Genomic DNA, 18,705 nt, shown 5'->3' with positions numbered 1-18,705 from the left:
GTAACCCCGGGCCCCCCTCACCCAGGCCGGGACCAACTGAGGATCGTCACTTGCCGCGCCCCCGCATGGGGCGTGGTGGGATCGCTGTCGACCAGGGCCACCTTGGACCGTAGTACCGGAGAGCCGGCTGGACTGCAGGTCGCAGACTTCGGGCAGATGTAGACGGACAGGTACATGCTGAAGACAAAGCCCGGCGAGTCGTCCGGCACCTCGATCACCACACCCGTGTACGAGAAGCTGCCGGTCTCCTTGACCCACAGGGAGCGGGAGATGACCCCGAACCGGAAGACCTGCTCGGCCGCGTTGTTCAAGGTGATGTCGAGCGCAGCCTTCGGCGCGTACGTCGTCCCCTGTACGTAGAACTGATTACCGGAGTTGTTCACCGCGGTGACCAGGGAGCAGTTGGCAGCAGCCTCACCACCTCCGGCATAGGGAGTGCTGGTGACGCAGCCACTGGACCCGCGGAAGGCCGGCGGCACGAACGTGAGTTCGATCCGGAGCGAGTCGATCCGCTCGATGCCGGGGTGCTTGAGGACTGCGCTGTAGGCGACCTTGCCGCCGGCGTACGTCCCCTTGTTGACCAACTGGGCCAGTGTTCCGGTCCCGCCCTGAAGGATGTCGATCGAGTCCGTGTGCATCGCCGTGTCGTTGTAGCTGGGCACCGTCACCGTGTACGGCGTGCCGCCCGTGGGGCTGAGCTGTACGGACAGGCTGTCCTGGGTCGATCCGGCGGAGTTGCCGTGCACGGCGACGAGCTTGGCAGAGGCCAGCACGGAACCCTCCGGTATGGCGCTCGACGGCGGGTAGCCCTTGACCGTGACCGTCCCTGTCTGGGTGTTGTTCCCGGCCTTCGTCCAGGTCGCCAATTGGCCGTCGGGCGCGGCGATGTCGGCCGCATTCGTGAACGCGCCCGCGGTGTCGACCGCGGTCATGGCCAGCGCGTTGGCGCCGGTCCAACTCGTCGGCGTGTCAGCTCCGGACTTCAGGCCGTAGATCGCTACCGGCGCCTTGTCCACGCGGTAAGTGCCGCAGATCTCGACCTCACCGGCTTTCACCGCGAAGCGGCTGTCGGCGCCGAAGATGAACTGCACGCCGACCGCGGAGGCGTTCTTGATCGGGTTGTCGCAGGAGCCTGGAATGGTGGCGGGCACCGGCGGACTGGCGATGACGGCGCCTGCGGCGTTGACCGGTGTGCCGGCGACCAGCTGGCCGTCGTTGACCGTCCAGGTGTTGCCGTCAGGTCCTGCTGGCAACAAGGGGTTGGAGTTCACCCCGTTGTTGCGGAAGTCGAAGTAGTACACGCCCGGTTTGAACCACCAGGTGCTGTGCTTGCAGGAGCTGTTGCCCTGCATCATGTTGTTCAGCCCGACCACGTCGTCGTAGGTGCCAGGCAGGAATGTCACCACCGAGTTGGCCGCCGTGCAGGACGGCAGGTTGCGGTGGACCGGTGGATCCGTTGCCGCGGGGGCGTAGTTGGGGTCGTCGCCCAGTACGTTCGGCGTACTGCCGTAGTTGCAGGACTTCGTCGGCGTACTCTGGATCGTTCCGGAGCAGGCGGTCCGGGCCCAGACGGAAGCGTTGGTGTTCAGGGCACCGTTGACGACGTTGATGTTCGAGTTGGAGAAGACGTTGCCGCGGACCCGGAAGGTCGAGCCGGTCGGTTGCTGGATGTTGACGCCGTCTTCGCCGCTGATCTTGCCCAGGGTGAGGATCGCGTTGCCCGGTCGGTTGCACTGGGACAACGACGGACACTGGATCAGCACCTTCTTCGGATCCGCGGCGCAGGTCACCGCCGCGGAGTCGGCGCCGTAGAAGCCGTTCAGCTGCAGGGTGTTGGAGGCACCGAAGCATTTCTGGCCGGCAGCGTCGTTGTAGGTGCTGTTGCGGAGGTTGTTGATCGACGCCTGCAGTGCACCGTCCGCGTTGTACGTTGCGGCAGCCTGGTCGCGTAATCCCAGCGTCTCCCGGATGCTGGTGTCCGATCGGGTCAGCAAGGCGGCCAGTCCGAGGGCGATCACCGTGACGAGGATCAGGACCAGGACCAGCGCGGCACCGTCCTCCCGGTGGGCGCGAGTGAACCGGGACTTCATGACTGCCTCCGCTGACCGTTGAGCGTGATCGGGTAGTCGCCGACCGAGGGCTTGGTCGCCATCAGGCGAAAAGTGATCTCGTTCGGCACATCCGCCGATTCGCAAGTCGATGAACAGGTCACCGTGACGCTGCCTGACTTCACGTTGTGCGCGATCGGCACGTCGACCGGGGTATCGCTGCCCGAGCACTTCAGCCGGTGTAATTCGATCGAACCGGCCACCGTCTTCAGGTAGTAGGCGATGACCACCGTCTTCGGGCTTGTCATCGAGTCCGCCGGGTCCCAGGAGTCGGACAGCAACCGCACCGCGGCGGTCGGCGTACCGACTGCTCCACAGGTGTAACCACCTTGGTTGTAGGCCGCGTTCAATTGGACGGACGGCTTGAACGGAAGCGAGTTGCCATTGACATTGTCGTAGTCACGGATGCCGACGGCCGCTACGTCACGAGCGAAGTACGACGAACTGAGCTGGGCGTCGTGCGACAGGTCCATCCGCTCTTCGGTGGTCGTGGTGTTCTTCAAAGCGCTGACCACAGTGCCGGACAGCGGGATCGTGATGATGCCGATGATGACGATCGCCACCAGCAACTCGACCAGGGTGAACCCGCCCTCGGAGCGGATTCGGTCTCTTAGCTGCATAGGTCGTCCCCCAGCCTGCAGGGTTTGCGCAGTACGACGACCAGCTGCTCGCTCGCCCGGTCGTCATCGGTGTACACCCGGATAGTCAGCTTTTGCAGGCCCGTGTCCGTCGTGCAAGTCGGCTGCCAGTCGGTTCCGCTCCAGTACCTCATCGATCCTGCGACAAGCAAGTGATGAAAGCCCGGCGTGTCAGCAAGGGAATCGAGCCCGTACGACGTCGTCGAGAGGCAGTTGTCGACATAGTGGCCGTCGGCAACGTACTTCTGGAGCGCCTCCGCGTAGTCGCGGACCGCGGTGCCGGCCGTTGCCTGTTTGCGGTGGATGTCGGACATCAGGACGCTCGTGGTGAGGCCCGCCATCAGGGCTACCGCGGCGATGCCCATGATCGCGACGGCCAGCAGCATCTCGACCAGGGTCTCCCCTCGCTCGTCGGCGACCCGGTGGCGGGCGGACATCAGCCCTGGACCTGACGGAAGATGCCGTACATCGCGGACACCAGCGCGACGGCGACGAAGCCGACGACGACTCCCATCACGATGATGACGGCCGGCTCGAACAGGCCGATCAGCTTCTTCAGCTTGTAGTCGAGCTCGCCTTCGTAGTACTCCGCGGTGACTTCCAGTTGGGTGTCGAGCGTTCCGGTGTCCTCGCCGACGCGCATCATCTGCGCCGCAGTGGTCGGGAACAGGCCGGTAGCTGCGAGTGGGCGTGCCAGTCCTTCGCCCTCGAGTAGTGCCTCACCGGCTCCGCCGAGTGCGCGCCGGAAGACGAGGTTCGGCAATGAACCGGTCGCGACTCGCAGAGCCTCGGGAAGCTGCACACCGGCGCCGACCATCGACGCGAGGATCCGGCAGAACCTCTCGACCAGAGCGAACCGGATGGTGCCACCGACCACGGGGAGCGCCAGAAACACCTTGTCCCGGGCGTAGCGACCGCCTTGCGTTCTCGTGACGGCGAAGAAGATCAGTGCCAGGATCGCCATCCCGAGGCCGACGGCCCACCACCACGCGGTGAGGAAGTCCGTGACGGCGAGCAGCATCCGGGTCGGCAGCGGCAGCTCGGCGTGCAGGCTCGCGAAGAACTCCTTGAACCGTGGCAGTACGAAGGCTGCCAGCACGACCACGGTCACCAGCGACATGAGCGCCACGATGGTGGGGTAGATCATGGCCTGCTTGACCTTGCGGCGCGCTTCCAGATCCCGCTCGAGGTACTTCGCGAGCTGGGAAAGCACGGTATCGAGCTGACCGCTGAGTTCTGCCGATCGCAGGATCCCCCGATAGAACTCCGGGAAGATGTTGGGATGCCGATCGAAGCAGTCCGACAGCTTCTCACCGCCTCGGAGTCCCTCTTCGACCTCGGCCATCATCCGGCGTACCGAGTTGTTGTCGGCCTCCTGGCCGAGGCTGTGCACGGCGTCGATCAGCGGCAGGCCCGCCTTGATGAACGCGCCGAGCTGACGGGACAGGTGCATGACCTCCTCGCGCTTGACCCGGCGCGCGGTGATCTCCAACTGGAGCACGCCGGGCTTTTCCGTCACGCGGATGTCGCGGAGCTCCCGCTCGTACAGCGCCAGCTCGGCCTCCTCGCGACTGTCCGCCTTGGTGATCCCCTTGGCACGCTGGCCGTCGGGCGCGACGGCGACATAGGCAAATCTGGTCATGTCAGCTCCCGACCACGTAGATGGAGCGGAGAACCTCGGCGACCGTCGTGACTCCGGCTCCGACCAACCGGACCGCTTCCTCTTGCAGGGTTCGCATTCCCTCGTACCGCGCGAGCTTGCGGATCTCGTCGTGCGAGGCCCGCTCGACGATCAGCTCGCGGATGCCGTCGGACACCGGCATCAGTTCGTAGACGCCGGTCCGCTCGAGGAAGCCGGTGTGCGAGCAGAAGTTGCAGCCCGCTCCGCGGACCAGCCCACCGATCGGGACCTCCCCGCCGAAGGTCGCCAGGAACGCAACCTCTTCCGCGGCCGGCTGATACGTCTCGCGGCAGTTGTCGCAGACCCGGCGAACCAACCGCTGGGAGACCACCGCGCTGACCGACGAGGCGATCAGGAAGTTCTCGATTCCCATGTCCAGCAAGCGATGCAGGGCCGTGGCCGCATCGGTCGCGTGCAGCGAAGAGAGCACGAAGTGACCGGTCAGTGCGGACTGTACGGCGATCCGCGCGGTCTCCACGTCACGGACCTCGCCGACCAGGATCACGTCGGGGTCCTGCCGCAGGATCGACCGTAGTCCGCCGGCGAACGTGATACCGGCCGACTCGTTGATCTGGATCTGGTTGATCGACGAGAACGTGTACTCGACCGGGTCCTCGATGGTCATGATGTTGCGCTCGGGCGTGTTGATCTCGCCGAGCGATCCGTACAGCGTGGTGGTCTTGCCGCTGCCGGTCGGACCTGCGCAGATCACCATGCCGTACGGCGACCTGAGCAGGCTGGAGTAGCGCGCGGCCATCTCGGCCGGCATCCCGAGTTGCTCCAGCTTGAACAGGGGGCGGCTCTTGTCGAGCAGCCGTAGTACGACCTTCTCGCCGCCGACCACCGCGGTCGTGGAGACGCGGATGTCGACCTCGCGGCCTTCGACATCCATGCTGATCTGGCCGTCCTGGGGACGGCGTCGCTCGACGATGTTGAGGTCGGCGAGGATCTTGATCCGGCTGACCACAGCCGGGCCGATCGACCCCGGCAGTTCGAGCTGGTCGTGCAGGGCACCATCGACGCGAAAGCGGATCCGGACCCGGTCGTCGTGCGGTTCGATGTGTACGTCGGACGCGCGGTCGCGCAGGGCCTGGGTGATGATCAGCTGGACGACCTGGACGACCGGGGCCTCGTCGTTCGCGGCCGCCACGTCGACCCGGTTGGAGTCTTTGCGGATCACATCACGGGCCTCGAACATCTTGAGCCGCGAGTCGATCCCGCTCAGCGCCCGGAAGCTGTTGCCGATGGCACTGAGGATGTCGGTCGGCGCGGCGATCCGAAGTACGAGGCGACGGTCGAGCACCGCCCGCAGATCGGTCTCCACCTCAGGATCGGCGACCGCGACGACGATCTGGTGCTCGTCGACTGTCAGCGGTACCGCGGTGAGTGCGCGGGCGGTCTGCTCGTCGATCAGCTCCACCGCTGCGGGATCAGGGCTGACTGTGCGGAGATCGACCTGCGCGAGTCCGTGCTGTTCGGCGATCTGCCGGGCCCGGTTGCGCTCGATCTGCAGGTCTTCGGCGGTCGCTGCCGGGCGTACCTCGGGTCGTGCGGTCAGGCTGACGGCGGCCACGGCCTCCTCGCGCTTGCGGTGCCTCATGCCGGCACTCCTGCCCGCAGCCGCGGCCGCGTCTCGATGTCCTTGGGATAGAGGCTGCGCGCGGCGGCATCGTCGTACGAGACTGTCCCGGCCTGCACCAAGGTCGACAAGGATTGCTCGAGAGTGAGCATGCCTTCGCGCTGGCCGGTGACGACCGAGTTGCGCAACTGGTGCGTCTTGCCTTCTTTGATCAGGTTGCGGATCGCCGAGTTCGCGACCAGTACTTCGTACGCGGCGATCAGGCCGCCGCCGACTCGCGGGATCAAGCGTTGGTAGACGACACCGCTGAGTGCTGCGGCGAGCTGGACGCGGACCTGCGACTGCTGCTCCGGCGGGAAGACGTCGATGATGCGGGCGATCGACTGGGCCGTGTCGTTGGTGTGCAAAGTGGCGAAGACCAGGTGGCCGGTCTCGGCGATGGTGAGGGCGAATCGGACGGATTCGAGGTCACGCATTTCGCCGACCAGCAGGACGTCTGGGTCTTCGCGGAGAGCCGAGCGGAGCGCGTCCGGAAACGAGGCGGTGTCGCTGCCGACCTCGCGCTGGTTCACCGCGGAGCGCTTGTGTTCGTGGACGTATTCGATCGGGTCCTCGATGGTGATGATGTGGCAGGCACGATCGGTGTTGATCTGGTTGATCACCGCGGCGAGTGTCGTGGACTTGCCTGAGCCGGTCGGGCCGGTGACGAGGACCAGGCCCTGATGTTGTTTGGCGAACGTGTTGAGGATCGGCGGCAGGCCGAGCTCGGCCATCGTCGGGATGTTGCGTGGAATCATCCGGAGCGCGACCGTGCTGTCGCCTCGCTGGCTGAAGGCGTTGCCGCGGATGCGGGCGTTGTCGCGCCAGGAGAAGGAGAAGTCGAGCTCGAAGGTGTTGCACCAGGCATCGGCCTGGGTGGGTGTGAAGAGTTCGGTGAGCAATTCGTCGGTGTCGTCGTGCGTCAGAACCTTGGTGTTGATGACGGGGTGCAGTTCGCCGTGGACGCGGATCTGCGGTGGCATGCCCACGGTGAGCAGCAGGTCGGTGCCGCCGGCGTTCCAAAGCTCCTCCAGCAGCACGTCGACGCGGCTACCGCGGGCAAGACCTTTCATGGCATTTCCTTTGAGTGAGGCGGTTGGAGCACTGCCGGGAAGGGCCCTTGGGGGTCTGCCCTCCCCGGCAGTGGATCGAGGTGGATCAGGCTGCGGTGCATCCCGCCGGAGGGCTGGCGACCAAGGTCAACGAGCCATCCGTCGCGCTCGCGCTCAACACGTACTTGGGCGTGCCAGGCCGCAGCAACTTGGCCGTGACCAAGCCCGCGAGATCGGTGTAAGAGCCGGGGTTGTTCTTGGCGTAGTAGGCCTCTTCGGCCACTGCGATCGTCTTCACCTCGGACTTGCAGGCAGCAGCTTCACCGCGGTCGGTGATGCCGCCGACGGCGAAGACGACGATGCCGGAGAGGACGCCGAGGATGACGATGACGATGAGGAGTTCGATGAGGGTGAAGCCGGATTCGTTCTTGCGGGCTGTGCGTAGTTGCTGAAGCATGATGGATCGCTTTCTGTTCAAGGGATTTGAAGGTTGAGGTGGTTGCTAGCCGGGTGGCGGGTCGCGGCTGCACCTCCCGTCGCTGGGGAGGAGGGCCGCTGCGAGGTGCCGGATGGCGAGGCTGACCGGGTGGTCACGGTCGGCTGCTACGAGTGGTTCGCCGCGATTGATCGACGCCGGTACGCCGTTCCAGCTGGGCAGGTGGCTCGCGATCGGGCTTCTGACCAGTTCGTCCAGGACGCTGGCCGGCAGATTCGCCGCGGCGTCCGAGCGGTTGACCACGATCGACCGCGCGGTCCGGTCGTACTGCAGCAGGTCGAGCATGTCGATGGTCGCCCGGAGGTTCTTCAAGGCCGGGCGGTCCGGGGTGGTGACGAGGACGTGGTGGTCCGCGGCGTCGAGCGCCGCGAGGACCTGGGTACTGAACCGGCTCGGCGTGTCCACCACGACGAAGTCGTAGAGCAGCGGAAGAACGTCCAGGAGCCGGGTGACCAGCGAGACCGGGATCAGCGCGGCTTCTCCAGGACGGGTCGGAGCGAGCAAGCAGTCGAACCCGGGTCGGTACGGCGTCATCAACTCGCGGACACCGGCCGGCGCGAGGTCGCCGTACGAGCGCTCGCCGCCCGAGACGTCGCCGTACGGGAGGTCGCCGAGTGGCAATTCGCCGTACGGGAGATCGCTGTACGGCGGATTGCCGGCCGCGTCGTGCGGGAGCGCGTCCATCATGCTGCGGGCGGACCGCAGACCGAGGACGCCGGCGACGTCGCCGAACTCGAGGTCGAGGTCGAACAGGCAGACCCGGTGCGCGCCACGGTCGTACAGCACGGTGGCGAGATTCGTCGCCAGCGTGGTCTTGCCGCAGCCGCCCTTGGCCGCGAAGACCGTGATGAGCTGTCCGTTCGCCATTTCGCACCCCCGCCCCACTTGGAGGGAGTCGACACTCTCTGTCACTGATTCCGGCGTCGATCCCGCCTCAAGAGTGAGTCTCGGGCGAATTTCGTCACAGCGGGTGAACGGGCGACAAAGGGTTACAACCGGGTGGGCCGATCGGAGGACCGTTGTCCCCCGAACGGCCGACAGACAAGGCCGCGAGTTCGGCCCGGTGGCGCGGAGCGGCTACTTGGCGGCGTCGTAGGTCTCCCGCGCGGCGGCGACCTTGCCCATGTGGCATTCGGCCCAGGACTTGATGTGCACGATGAGCGGCATCAGGGTGAGGCCGAGCGGGGTCAGTTCGTAGTCGACCCGGACCGGGACCGACGGGGTCACCTCGCGGCTCACGAGGCCGTCGCGTTCCAGGTTCCGCAGCGTCTGGGTGAGCATCTTCTGGCTCACGCCGGCGATGCGGCGGGACAGGTCGGAGTACCGCTGGGGGCCGTCGGAGAGGGCCGAGATGACGAGCGTGACCCACTTGTCGCTGATCCGGTCGACCAGTTGGCGGGCCGGGCAGGAGGCGAGGTAGGCGTCGTACGCGCGGGCCAGTTCTTCCCGCTGCTGGGCGGCGTTACGAGTCGGCACGGCTCTCCCCTGGGTTCGGTACGCACCTCGAAGTGCCTACTTCCGAAAAGAGAGTAACTCTCTAAGAGTGGCCTCATCAACACCTTCGACCAGAGGAGAAGCACTCGATGCGCGCACTCGTGGCCCGCCGCCTGGACGGTCCGGCAACCGCTGAGCTGATCGAAACCCCGATCCCGGAGCCGGGCGCCGGCCAGGTCCGGATCAAGGTGGCAGCGGCCGCCGTCAACCCGGTCGACCTCGCGACCACCGACGGGACTTTGATCGACTACAACCTCTCTGCCCCACGCGAGCAGTTCGGCATCGGCTGGGACGTCGCCGGAACCGTCGACGCGGCCGGCCCCGGCGCCGACCTGCCAGTCGGTACTGCGGTCATCGGCGTCGCCGACCTGCTCGGCCGGCCGTTGAAGACACACGCCGAGTACGTCGTACTGAACGCGTCGGCCGTTGCGCCTGCACCGGCCGGCCTGGAGTTCGTAGAAGCCTCCACCTTCGGGCTGAACGCACTGACTGCTCACCAAGCCCTGAATGCGCTGGCCTTGAGCGCCGGGCAGACGCTGCTCGTCACTGGCGCCGCGGGAGGAGTCGGCGGCTATGCAGTCGAACTAGGTAAGCACTGCGGACTGACAGTGGTCGCCACAGCAGGTGAAGACGACGAGCAGTTCGTCCGGTCGCTTGGTGCGGACCACTTCGTACCCCGTTCAGCTGACGTCACTGCAGCCGTCCATGCGGTATTCCCGGCGGGTGTGGACGGCTTGGTGGACGCAGCTGTGATCGGAATCGGCGCACAAGAGTCGGTGCGCAACGGCGGCGTACATGCGCACGTGGTCGCCGGGCCGCCACCCACCTCGCTGCGGGGCATCACTGTGTTCCCGGTCTTCATCAATGCCAATCGGGCAGACCTGCTGGAGGTGGTGCGGCTGGTCGAAGCCGGCGTCATCTCTACGCGGGTTGCCGACACCTACTCGCTGGAGGACGGGCGGACGGCGTACGAGCGGCTGGCCAAGGGTGGCGTTCGCGGGCGGCTCGTACTCATTCCTTGATCGCCTGAAGCAGCCGGAGTGCGACCTGTACGTCGAGGGCGCGCTCCGGCTGCTGCCAGCCGTCGCCCAGCAGTGCACTGACTCGGTCGAGCCGTTGCTGCACTGTATTGGGATGGAGGTGGAGCTCACCTGCTGCTCTGGTGGGGCTCTGCCCGGCAGCGAAGTACGCCCGCAAGGTTCCGATGAGATCCGTACCTCGCTGCTCGTCGTAGTCCAGTACTGCGCCCAGCAGGTGGTGCACGTGAGCTTGCACGTCGACCTGTGCAGCACCGATGAGCCCGGCAACTCCGAGGTCGTCTGGAGCGGCGGCTTCGGCCGACCTGCCCAGGCGACGCATGGTGGTGACGAGCCGGGTTGCTTGCTGGTGGGCCTCTACGAGCGTCGGCCCCCAGGTCGCCGGTCCGGTGACGCCGATGGTGAGGTTGGAACGTCGGGCCAGGTCGTTGAGCTCCCCTGCCGTGGTGGGGCCTTGGAGTAGGAGAACGAAGTCACCGGCGTACGGGCCGGCCAGCACGAGCTTGTCTTCCAGTGGGGCGGAGAGGCGTACTGCGCTGTGGTCTCCTCGGCAGACGGCTACCACCAGCTGGCATGAGGTTGGCGGAGGTGGGTCGAGCAGGCGAAGGCGGTCCACGAGGGCGCGCGGGTCCGTAGTACCGCTGAGGGCGTCGGCGAGGATGTCGGCTCGGGCGCGGCGCGATTGTTCGGCTGCCTGGCGACGGAAGAGCAGGACGAGGGCAGTGACGACGGCAGCGCGTTCCACGATCCGCTGGTCGGCACCGGACAGGTCCTGTACGCCGCCGATCACCAGTGCTCCGAGTCGCTCGCCCTTGGCGGTCGCTGCCACGACCCAGCGGTCACCGATGCGGGTCAACCGCCCGGAGACCGGCGAATCCGCCCACGGTATGCCGCCCGCCGGCTCGGACGGGGCAGTGTGGCCGGCGGTGGCGAGTTGGTTGCCAGCGGCATCTACCAGGACGACCCAGACGTCGAGGAGGTCGGCGAGAGCGGCCGCGATCGCATCGACGTCGCCGCCGGACAGGACGATCTCGGCGAATCGGTCGTGGGCCGCGGCGGCGTGCTCGGCGCCGGCATGGGCAGCGGACAGTTGCTCCAGTGCGGCGGCCGTCTCGGCCGCGGCGCGCACCTGAACGATCGTCACCGCGGCGAGCGTTGCTAGGGATCCGAGCAGCGATACCTCTTCGCGACTGAACGGCCGGCGAGTGCGGTTGGAGGCGAAGAGCACTCCCACGAAGGCGCCCTCGACGATGAGCGGCGTGCCGCAGATCGCGACCAGGCCCTCCTCCCCGACCGCGTCGTCGATCGAGGAGGTGTGCCGGAACCGCCGGTCACTCGGGTAGTCCTCGGTCCAGTACGGCTTGTAGGTCTTGGCGACCAGGCCGCCCAGCCCGGCCCCGAGCGGCAGCCGCAACTGCTGGAAGGCGGCCGACACGGAGCCGTCGGTTGCTCGCATGTAGGTGTCGCCTTGCGCCGCGTCGTACAAGGTCAGGTACGCGACGTCGGTGCCGATCAGGGTGCGGGCGCGGTGCACGATCGTGTCGAGGACGCGGCCGGGGTCGCGGGCAGAGGCCAGCTCGCGAGCAACGTCGACGAGGGCCGAGAGTTCCGCCTCGCGTTTCTTGCTCGCGGCCAGCAACTGCCGCAGGTCCTCCATCTGCGCGATCATGCCAGCAGGTTCACAGCGTGGTCAGGTCCCGGCGGCCGGTTTCGGCGTACGAGGTGACCGCGACGATCGAGATCACCGCGCAGATCGCGACGTACACGGAGATCGCGAAGCCGGAGTCGTACGCCTTGAGCAGCGCGACCGCGATGAACGGGGCCAGCCCACCGGCGATGATGGACGCGAGCTGATAGCCGACCGACACCCCGGAGTACCGGACCCTGGTGCCGAACAACTCGGTGAAGAAGGACGCCTGCGGGCCGTACATCGCGCCGTGCAGGATCAGGCCGACCGTGACGGCCAGCGCCGCCAGCGCGAAGTTCTTCGTGTTCACCAGAGCCACGAAGACGAACGCCCAGATCCCGACCCCGACCGCGCCGAACAGATAGACCGGTTTGCGGCCGATCCGGTCGGACAGCGCGCCCCACAACGGGATCGCGCAGAAGTGGATCGCGGCACCGATCAGTACGGCGTTCAGCGCGAACGACTTGTCCAGCTTCAGGTGTTCCTTCGCGTACGTCGCGATGACGATCGTGAAGATGTAGTAGCTGACGTTCTCCGCCATCCGGGCGCCCATCGCGGTGAGGACCTCGCGCGGATACTTGGTGATGACCTCGACGAACGGCAGCTTGTCCGTCGGCTCCTGCCTGGCCTTGGCCTGCTTGAACAGCGGCGACTCCTCGATCCGCAGCCGCACCCAGAGCCCGACCAGCACGAGTACCGCGGACAGCAGGAACGGGATCCGCCAGCCCCACTTGTCGAACGCGGCATCGTTCTGGAAGGCGGCCAGCCCAGCCAGTACGCCGTTCGCGATCAGCTGACCGGCAGGAGCACCCGCCTGCGGCCACGACGACCAGAAGCCTCGCCTGGCCGGGTCACCGTGCTCCGACACGATCAGTACCGCGCCGCCCCACTCACCACCGAGCGCGAACCCCTGGATGAGGCGCAGCACCGTCAGCAGGATCGGCGCCAGCGCACCGACCTGCGCGTACGTCGGCAGCAACCCGATGGCGAAGGTGGCGAGCCCCATCATCAGCAGGGACAGCACCAGCAGGTTCTTGCGGCCCAGTCGGTCTCCGAAGTGACCGAAGACGACACCGCCGATCGGACGGGCGAAGAAGCCGACGGCGAAGGTGGCGAAGCTCAGCAACGTACCGGTGAGCTCTTCACCCTTGGGGAAGAACAGGTCGCCGAAGACGACGGACGCGGCCACGCCGTACAGGAAGAAGTCGTACCACTCGACCGTGGTGCCGATCAGGCTGGCGCCGACGACCCTGGCGATCGGGGTCCTCGTCCGGGTGGGTTCTGTTGATGTTGCCATCTCATGGCTCCTTTTAGTGGGCGGTCCAGCCGCCGTCGAGGACGAGGGAACTCCCCGTGAGTGAGGCCGACGCGGGTCCGCACAGCAGTGCGACCAACTCGGCCACCTCGGCCGGCTCGATCAGCCGCTTCACCGCGACCGGTTCGAGCAGGACCTTGTCCAGCACTTCCGACTCGGTCAGCCCGTGGGTGGCTGCCTGGTCGGCCAACTGGGCCGTGACGAGCGGCGTACGGACGTACGCCGGGTTCACGCAGTTACTGGTGACTCCGTGGGCCGCGCCTTCGAGCGCGACCACCTTGCTGAGTCCTTCCAGTCCGTGCTTGGCAGCGACGTACGCCGCTTTGAACGGGCTGGCTCTGAGTCCGTGGACCGAGGAGATGTTGACCACCCGGCCCCAGCCACGGCCGTACATGTACGGCAGGGTCTGCCGGATCAACCGGAACGGCGACTCCAGCATGAGGCGCAGGATGTAGCCGAAGCGCTCCGGCGGGAACTGCTCCACCGGGGCAACCTGCTGGACGCCTGCGTTGTTCACCAGGATGTCGACGTCGACAGGGAGCCTGCTCAGCCCGTCCAGATCCGACAGGTCGGCCTGGAGCGGCTCTATCCCTGGGCCGACGACTTCCGCCAGGCCGTCGGCGTCGTAGTCGACCGCGATCACATGTACGCCGTCGGCAGCGAGCCGCCGCGCGCAGGCCGCTCCGATACCTGAGGCGGCTCCGGTGACGAGGGCTCGGCGGGTCTCCATGGCCCAGGACTCTAGAAATCACGGCCGCTGCGCACTATGGGATCGGACCACACACTCAGGCGGTCGCCGATGGGCCGATCGGACATCTCGTCACGCCGACGACTGTCGAACCTGCTCGTGCCGATCGGACGATTTATGGTTGAACCATGGTCGACATCGAACACCCGAAGAAGAAGGCCGCCGGCGTACCGGCGGTGCTGTCGTCGTTCAAGTTCGGCTTCCGCGAGATGGGGCCGACCCGGACCGGCAAGGTCTTCTTGAAGATGAACCAGGACGGCGGTTTCGACTGCCCGTCGTGTGCCTGGCCCGACCCGGACCACAAGCGCAAGCACGCGGCCGAGTTCTGCGAGAACGGGGCCAAGGCGGTCGCCTGGGAGGCGACCCGCAAACGGGTACCGCGCGCCTTCTTCGCGGAGCACTCGATCGACCAGCTGAACCAGATCTCGGAGTACGAGCTGGGCAAGCTCGGCCGGATCACCGAGCCGATGCTGCTCCGGGCCGGCGCCACTCACTACGAGCCGGTCGGCTGGGAGGAGGCGTTCCAGGTCGTCGCCCGGCACCTCAAGGCCTTGGTCGACCCCGACGACGCCGTCTTCTACACCTCCGGCCGGACCAGCAACGAGGCCGCCTTCCTCTACCAGCTCTTCGTCCGCGCCTACGGCACGAACAACCTGCCCGATTGCTCCAACATGTGCCACGAATCATCCGGTACTGCGCTGTCGCGGGTGATCGGCAGCGGTAAAGGTGCGGTCACGCTCGAGATGCTCGAAGAGGCCGAACTGATCGTCGTGGTCGGCCAGAATCCCGGCACCAACGCGCCCCGGATGCTCAGTCATCTGGAGATCGCCAAGAAGCACGGCGCCGACATCGTTTCGGTCAACCCGCTGCCCGAGCCCGGCCTGATGAACTTCAAGAATCCGCAGCGCCCGTCCGGCTGGGTCGGCAAGGGCACCGAGCTGGCAGACCAGCACCTGCAGATCCGGATCGGCGGCGATCAGGCGCTGTTCCTTGCCGTCGGCCACTTGTTGCTGCAGGCCGAGGCGGCTGCGCCGGGAACCGTGCTGGACAAGGCGTTCATCGACTCGCACACGAGTGGGTACGAGCTCTACGCCAAGCACAACGCGGAGTTGGACTGGGCAGCGGTCGAGTTGGCCACCGGGCTCAGGCGCGCCGAGATCGAGGAATTCACGCGGCGGTTCATCAAGTCGAAGGCGACGGTGATCTGCTGGGCGATGGGACTGACGCAACACCGCGAGGCCGTTGCCACCATCACCGAAATCGTCAACGTCCTGCTCTTGCAGGGGAACATCGGCAAGCCTGGTGCCGGGCCGTGTCCGGTGCGTGGCCACTCGAATGTGCAGGGCGACCGAAGCATGGGCATCTGGGAGAAGATGCCGGACGCGTTCCTGGATCGGCTCGATCAGGAGTTCGCCTTCACCTCCCCGCGCGAGCACGGGGTCGACGCCGCGGCGACGGTGCAGCGGTTGCGCGACGGCGCCGTACGAGTGTTCTTCGCGATGGGTGGCAACTTCGCGATGGCTACGCCGGATACGGAGGTCGTGCACCAGGGCTTGCGGGAGTGCGACCTGACGGTTCAGGTGTCGACCAAGCTGAACCGGTCGCATACGGTGACCGGGCGTGAGGCGCTGATCCTGCCGACCTTGGGTCGGACCGATCACGACCGCACGCCCAACGGGCCGCAGTCGGTGACGGTGGAGGATTCTCAAGGTGCGGTGCATCTGTCCACCGGCAATCTGACGCCGCCGGCACCTGAGTTGAAGTCGGAGATCGGGATCGTCTGCGGGTTGGCGGCGCTCGTCGTACCGGAGGTCGGGCAGATTCCGTGGGCCGACTTCGCCGACGACTACAGCTTGATCCGGCACCGGATCGGGCGGGTCTGCGACGGGTACGAGAACTTCGAGGAACGGTTGCGGGCCAACGAGGGCGGCTTCCTGCTGGCGCACGCTGCTCGGGACAAGCGTGAGTTCAAGACGTCTGATGCCAAGGCGCAGTTCAGCGCGAACGAGTTGTCCTGGTTGCCGACCGAGCCGGGACGGCTGCTGCTGCAGACGATGCGGAGTCATGATCAGTTCAACACCACGATCTACGGTTTGCAGGATCGCTATCGCGGGGTGGACGGCACGCGCCAGGTGGTGTTCGTGAACCCTGACGACCTGAAGGCGCTCGGGTTGAAGGATGGTCAGCGGGTCGACATCGTGAGCGAGTTCAAGGGCGTCGAGCGGAGGGCGGCGGGGTACCGGCTGGTCTCGTTCCCGACGGCGCGCGGCTGCGTGGCGGCGTACTACCCGGAAACGAATGTCCTGATGGCGGCCGACGACGTAGCCAAGGGCAGCAACACGCCGGTTGCCAAGGGGCTGACAGTTCGTTTGGAACCCGTCAGCTGAGACGGCGTGCAGCGCCCCGCCGCGGGGAGTTCCGCGGCGGGGCGCTTCGTAGTACGGGCTGGAGGGTCAGCCGACCGGGGTGAGCTCGCGCTCCTCTTCGGGGGTGGCGGTCGGGGCGGCGTGCTTGGGCTGCTTGCCGCGGAGCCACTTGGGGGCCCACCAGTTGGCGTCGCCGAGCAGGGTCATGATGCTCGGCAGGACGACCGCCCGGATGATGGTCGCGTCGATCAGGATCGCGACCGCCAGACCGACACCCAACTGCTTCATGTCCAGGGTGCTCAGGGTGGCGAAGACCGCGAACACTCCGATCATGACCGCCGCCGCGCTCGTCACCACACCGGCCGAACCGGTGATGCCTTCGGCAACGGCCTGCTTGGTCGGCACGCCTCGCAGGACGGCCTCGCGGATCCGGCTGACCACGAAGACGTGGTAGTCCATCGACAACCCGAACAGGACCACGAAGAGGAACAGTGGCAGCCAGGACACGACCGCTCCGTTCGACTTGAAGTCGAGGATGCCCTCGGCCCAGTGGTTCTGGAAGACCGCCGTGACCACGCCGTACGCCGCTCCGGCGCTGAGCAGGTTCAGCAGGATCGCGGTGACCGCGACCACCACGGACCGGAACGTCACCATCATCACGATCATCGTCAGCAGCAGGACGAACCCGATCACCAGCGGCAGCTTGGCCCGCGTGTGGGCCGCATAGTCGACATCGGCCGCTACGAACCCGCCGACGGCGTACTCCACGCCCGGCACCTTGCCGACCGTCTTCGGCATGAGTTCCTTGCGCAGCTTGGTCAGCGAGTCACGCGCCTGCTGGCTACCACCCTCGTACGGAGTCGCGACCTCCAGCGTGGTCACAGTGCCGTCCTTGGAGACCCGCGGCTCCTCCAGCCCGTCCTGCGCGAACAGGCTGTCGGACTGCGTCCGCTTGACCAGGTCGGCCAGCGCAGCCTTCACTGCCGGCTGCTGGTTGGCAGGAGCCCGTACTGCGACCTCGTGGCTGGTGCCGGTGCTCGGGAAGGCCGCAGTGAGCCGGTCGTACGCCTTCATCACCGCGGTGTCGCGCGGCAGGTCTTCGGTGCCAGGGAACTTCAGCGTCATGCCGAGTGCGGGCGAAGCGACGGCCAGCAGTGCGGTGACAGCGACCAGCAGGGTGGCGACCGGGTGCTTCAGGGCCGGCTTGAGCATGGTCGGCCAGAAGCGCGGCTTGCTCTTGTTCGCCGTCAGGCGCCACAGCAGCGGGATGCGCGGGCGGTCGACCCAGCGACCGAGCTTGGCCAGTACTGCGGGGAGCACGGTCAGCGAGCCGACAACAGCCACGGCGACGACCAGGATCGAGCCGACCGCGAAGGACGAGAAGACCGCGTCACGAGCGAGGAAGAGGCCGGCCATCGAGATGATCACCGCAGTACCGGACACCACGACTGCGTGACCGGAGGTGGCGGCTGCGATCTCGACCGCGTCGACGTGGCCGCGGCCCTTGGCGCGTTCCTCGCGTTCGCGGCGGAGGTAGAAGAGCGAGTAGTCGACGCCTACCGCCATACCGATCAGCAGGATGACGCTGTTCACCGCGTCGACTGCCGGGACCAGCTGTGAAGCGGCTGCCGAGAGCCCGATCGCGGCGGCAACCGCGGACAGGGCGAGGACCAGCGGCACCGAGGCCGCGATCAGTGCGCCGAACGCGACCAAGAGGATCGCCAGCGTCACCGGCAGGCTGAACATCTCGGCCCGTTTGAAGTCCTTGCCGAGTGTCTCGTTCAGCGCCTTGTCGATCGACTCACCGCCGACCTCCTCGACGCGCAGGCCCGGGTTCTCCTGCTGGATCTTCGCGGTGGTGTCGAGCAGCGGCTGGACCCGGTCGTCGGAGTCGCCGTCCTTCAGGGTGACCCTGACGATCAGCGCTTCCTTGTTCGGGGACAGCATCGGCTTGGCGACGTCGGCGACTCCCCCGAGTGCACGCATCCGCTGGGTCACGACGCCGGCGACCTTGTCGGCCGCGGCCTTGTCGAGCTGGCCGGAGGGCGCGGTGATCAGCACGCTCTCGATGTCCGGATCGTCGAAGTTGCCGGACTTCACGATGTTGTCGGCCCGGGTCACCTCGCCGATGTCGCCCTCGTTGTCCGACTGCTTCGTGCCCGTCACCGAGCCGAGCGCGAAGCACGCGATCACAACGGCGACCCACATCGCGATCGCCCGCCACGGATGGGTGGCGCTCCAGCGTGCCGCCCGCACCGTGATCTGTCCCCTGGCCATGGTTCCTGCCCCTCCGCGCCGCCTCTGGCGCACACCCTCCAGTCCGGCCCGACGCCGCACTGACTCACGGGTCTCAGCCTGTTGGACAGCAGGGGGTCGCGACCATGCAGGAAGCCACCGACTTCACCCTGGTGCCAGCCCCACCCCGACTCGGGGGTGAACAGGAATGCACCCCGGGGGGAACCCGC

Annotated in this window: 15 protein-coding genes; 2 read left to right on the top strand and 13 right to left on the bottom strand. The window is 66.8% G+C overall.

Annotation, left to right across the window (positions count from 1 at the left end):
- Positions 1-17: 17 nt before the first annotated feature.
- From EV138_RS26095 to EV138_RS26055, 9 genes are all read right to left on the bottom strand, one after another.
- Positions 18-2,090, bottom strand: coding sequence for a hypothetical protein (locus EV138_RS26095; RefSeq protein WP_133981386.1), 2,073 nt, complete (start codon positions 2,088-2,090; stop codon positions 18-20).
- Positions 2,087-2,728, bottom strand: a complete 642-nt coding sequence (locus EV138_RS26090; RefSeq protein ID WP_166678684.1) for a PilW family protein — start codon at positions 2,726-2,728, stop codon at positions 2,087-2,089. Before EV138_RS26090 ends, EV138_RS26095 begins: the two co-directional genes overlap by 4 nt.
- Positions 2,719-3,183, bottom strand: a complete 465-nt coding sequence (locus EV138_RS26085) for a type II secretion system protein (RefSeq protein ID WP_133981385.1) — start codon at positions 3,181-3,183, stop codon at positions 2,719-2,721. The genes EV138_RS26090 and EV138_RS26085 overlap by 10 nt, the downstream gene beginning before the upstream one ends.
- Positions 3,183-4,388, bottom strand: coding sequence for a type II secretion system F family protein (locus EV138_RS26080; RefSeq protein WP_133981384.1), 1,206 nt, complete (start codon positions 4,386-4,388; stop codon positions 3,183-3,185). Before EV138_RS26080 ends, EV138_RS26085 begins: the two co-directional genes overlap by 1 nt.
- 1 nt (position 4,389) lies before the next feature.
- Positions 4,390-6,027, bottom strand: a complete 1,638-nt coding sequence (locus tag EV138_RS26075; RefSeq protein ID WP_133981383.1) for a GspE/PulE family protein — start codon at positions 6,025-6,027, stop codon at positions 4,390-4,392.
- A complete protein-coding gene (locus EV138_RS26070) occupies positions 6,024-7,118 on the bottom strand; it encodes a type IV pilus twitching motility protein PilT (protein ID WP_133981382.1) in 1,095 nt (364 codons plus the stop codon). The genes EV138_RS26075 and EV138_RS26070 overlap by 4 nt, the downstream gene beginning before the upstream one ends.
- An 85-nt stretch (positions 7,119-7,203) precedes the next feature.
- Complete coding sequence (locus EV138_RS26065; RefSeq protein WP_133981381.1) at positions 7,204-7,554, bottom strand: type IV pilin protein; 351 nt, start codon at positions 7,552-7,554, stop codon at positions 7,204-7,206.
- Positions 7,555-7,599: 45 nt separating this feature from the next.
- Positions 7,600-8,460 carry a CpaE/TadZ family protein gene (locus EV138_RS26060; RefSeq protein WP_133981380.1) on the bottom strand — a complete coding sequence of 287 codons (861 nt, stop codon included), beginning with the start codon at positions 8,458-8,460 and terminating at the stop codon, positions 7,600-7,602.
- A 210-nt stretch (positions 8,461-8,670) separates the two neighbouring features.
- Positions 8,671-9,069, bottom strand: a complete 399-nt coding sequence (locus EV138_RS26055) for a winged helix-turn-helix transcriptional regulator (RefSeq protein ID WP_133981379.1) — start codon at positions 9,067-9,069, stop codon at positions 8,671-8,673.
- Positions 9,070-9,176: 107 nt separating this feature from the next.
- Here EV138_RS26055 and EV138_RS26050 point away from each other — a divergent pair, with 107 nt between their 5' ends.
- On the top strand, positions 9,177-10,109 hold the full coding sequence (locus EV138_RS26050; RefSeq protein WP_133981378.1) for an NADP-dependent oxidoreductase: 933 nt from the start codon (positions 9,177-9,179) through the stop codon (positions 10,107-10,109).
- Here EV138_RS26050 and EV138_RS26045 read toward each other — a convergent pair.
- From EV138_RS26045 to EV138_RS26035, 3 genes are read right to left on the bottom strand one after another with little or no spacing between them, the layout of a single operon-like run.
- Positions 10,099-11,793: a helix-turn-helix domain-containing protein gene (locus EV138_RS26045; protein ID WP_133981377.1), complete on the bottom strand. Its 1,695-nt coding sequence runs from the start codon at positions 11,791-11,793 to the stop codon at positions 10,099-10,101. The genes EV138_RS26050 and EV138_RS26045 overlap by 11 nt on opposite strands.
- Positions 11,794-11,803: 10 nt before the next feature.
- Positions 11,804-13,108, bottom strand: coding sequence for an MFS transporter (locus tag EV138_RS26040; RefSeq protein ID WP_133981376.1), 1,305 nt, complete (start codon positions 13,106-13,108; stop codon positions 11,804-11,806).
- Between the two features lie 13 nt (positions 13,109-13,121).
- Entirely contained in the window at positions 13,122-13,856 is a 735-nt protein-coding gene (locus tag EV138_RS26035) for an SDR family NAD(P)-dependent oxidoreductase (RefSeq protein WP_133981375.1), read from the bottom strand.
- Between the two features lie 146 nt (positions 13,857-14,002).
- On the opposite strand from EV138_RS26035, the gene EV138_RS26030 reads away from it, so the two are divergent.
- On the top strand, positions 14,003-16,261 hold the full coding sequence (locus tag EV138_RS26030; protein WP_133981374.1) for an FdhF/YdeP family oxidoreductase: 2,259 nt from the start codon (positions 14,003-14,005) through the stop codon (positions 16,259-16,261).
- Positions 16,262-16,327: 66 nt separating this feature from the next.
- On the opposite strand, the gene EV138_RS26025 is transcribed toward EV138_RS26030, so the two are convergent.
- Entirely contained in the window at positions 16,328-18,517 is a 2,190-nt protein-coding gene (locus EV138_RS26025) for an MMPL family transporter (protein ID WP_133981373.1), read from the bottom strand.
- Positions 18,518-18,705: the final 188 nt, after the last annotated feature.

The organism is Kribbella voronezhensis, from assembly GCF_004365175.1.
GTDB classification, from domain to species: Bacteria; Actinomycetota; Actinomycetes; order Propionibacteriales; family Kribbellaceae; genus Kribbella; species Kribbella voronezhensis.
This window is presented reverse-complemented; position numbering and strand designations above follow the sequence as displayed.

Coding starts and splice junctions, on each gene's coding strand:
- EV138_RS26065 (WP_133981381.1), bottom strand. CDS start 7,554: ATGCTTCAGCAACTACGCACAGCCCGCAAGAACGAATCCGGCTTCACC.
- EV138_RS26050 (WP_133981378.1), top strand. CDS start 9,177: ATGCGCGCACTCGTGGCCCGCCGCCTGGACGGTCCGGCAACCGCTGAG.
- EV138_RS26035 (WP_133981375.1), bottom strand. CDS start 13,856: ATGGAGACCCGCCGAGCCCTCGTCACCGGAGCCGCCTCAGGTATCGGA.
- EV138_RS26060 (WP_133981380.1), bottom strand. CDS start 8,460: ATGGCGAACGGACAGCTCATCACGGTCTTCGCGGCCAAGGGCGGCTGC.
- EV138_RS26045 (WP_133981377.1), bottom strand. CDS start 11,793: ATGATCGCGCAGATGGAGGACCTGCGGCAGTTGCTGGCCGCGAGCAAG.
- EV138_RS26085 (WP_133981385.1), bottom strand. CDS start 3,183: ATGTCCGCCCGCCACCGGGTCGCCGACGAGCGAGGGGAGACCCTGGTC.
- EV138_RS26025 (WP_133981373.1), bottom strand. CDS start 18,517: ATGGCCAGGGGACAGATCACGGTGCGGGCGGCACGCTGGAGCGCCACC.
- EV138_RS26090 (WP_166678684.1), bottom strand. CDS start 2,728: ATGCAGCTAAGAGACCGAATCCGCTCCGAGGGCGGGTTCACCCTGGTC.
- EV138_RS26075 (WP_133981383.1), bottom strand. CDS start 6,027: ATGAGGCACCGCAAGCGCGAGGAGGCCGTGGCCGCCGTCAGCCTGACC.
- EV138_RS26080 (WP_133981384.1), bottom strand. CDS start 4,388: ATGACCAGATTTGCCTATGTCGCCGTCGCGCCCGACGGCCAGCGTGCC.
- EV138_RS26095 (WP_133981386.1), bottom strand. CDS start 2,090: ATGAAGTCCCGGTTCACTCGCGCCCACCGGGAGGACGGTGCCGCGCTG.
- EV138_RS26040 (WP_133981376.1), bottom strand. CDS start 13,108: ATGGCAACATCAACAGAACCCACCCGGACGAGGACCCCGATCGCCAGG.
- EV138_RS26070 (WP_133981382.1), bottom strand. CDS start 7,118: ATGAAAGGTCTTGCCCGCGGTAGCCGCGTCGACGTGCTGCTGGAGGAG.
- EV138_RS26030 (WP_133981374.1), top strand. CDS start 14,003: ATGGTCGACATCGAACACCCGAAGAAGAAGGCCGCCGGCGTACCGGCG.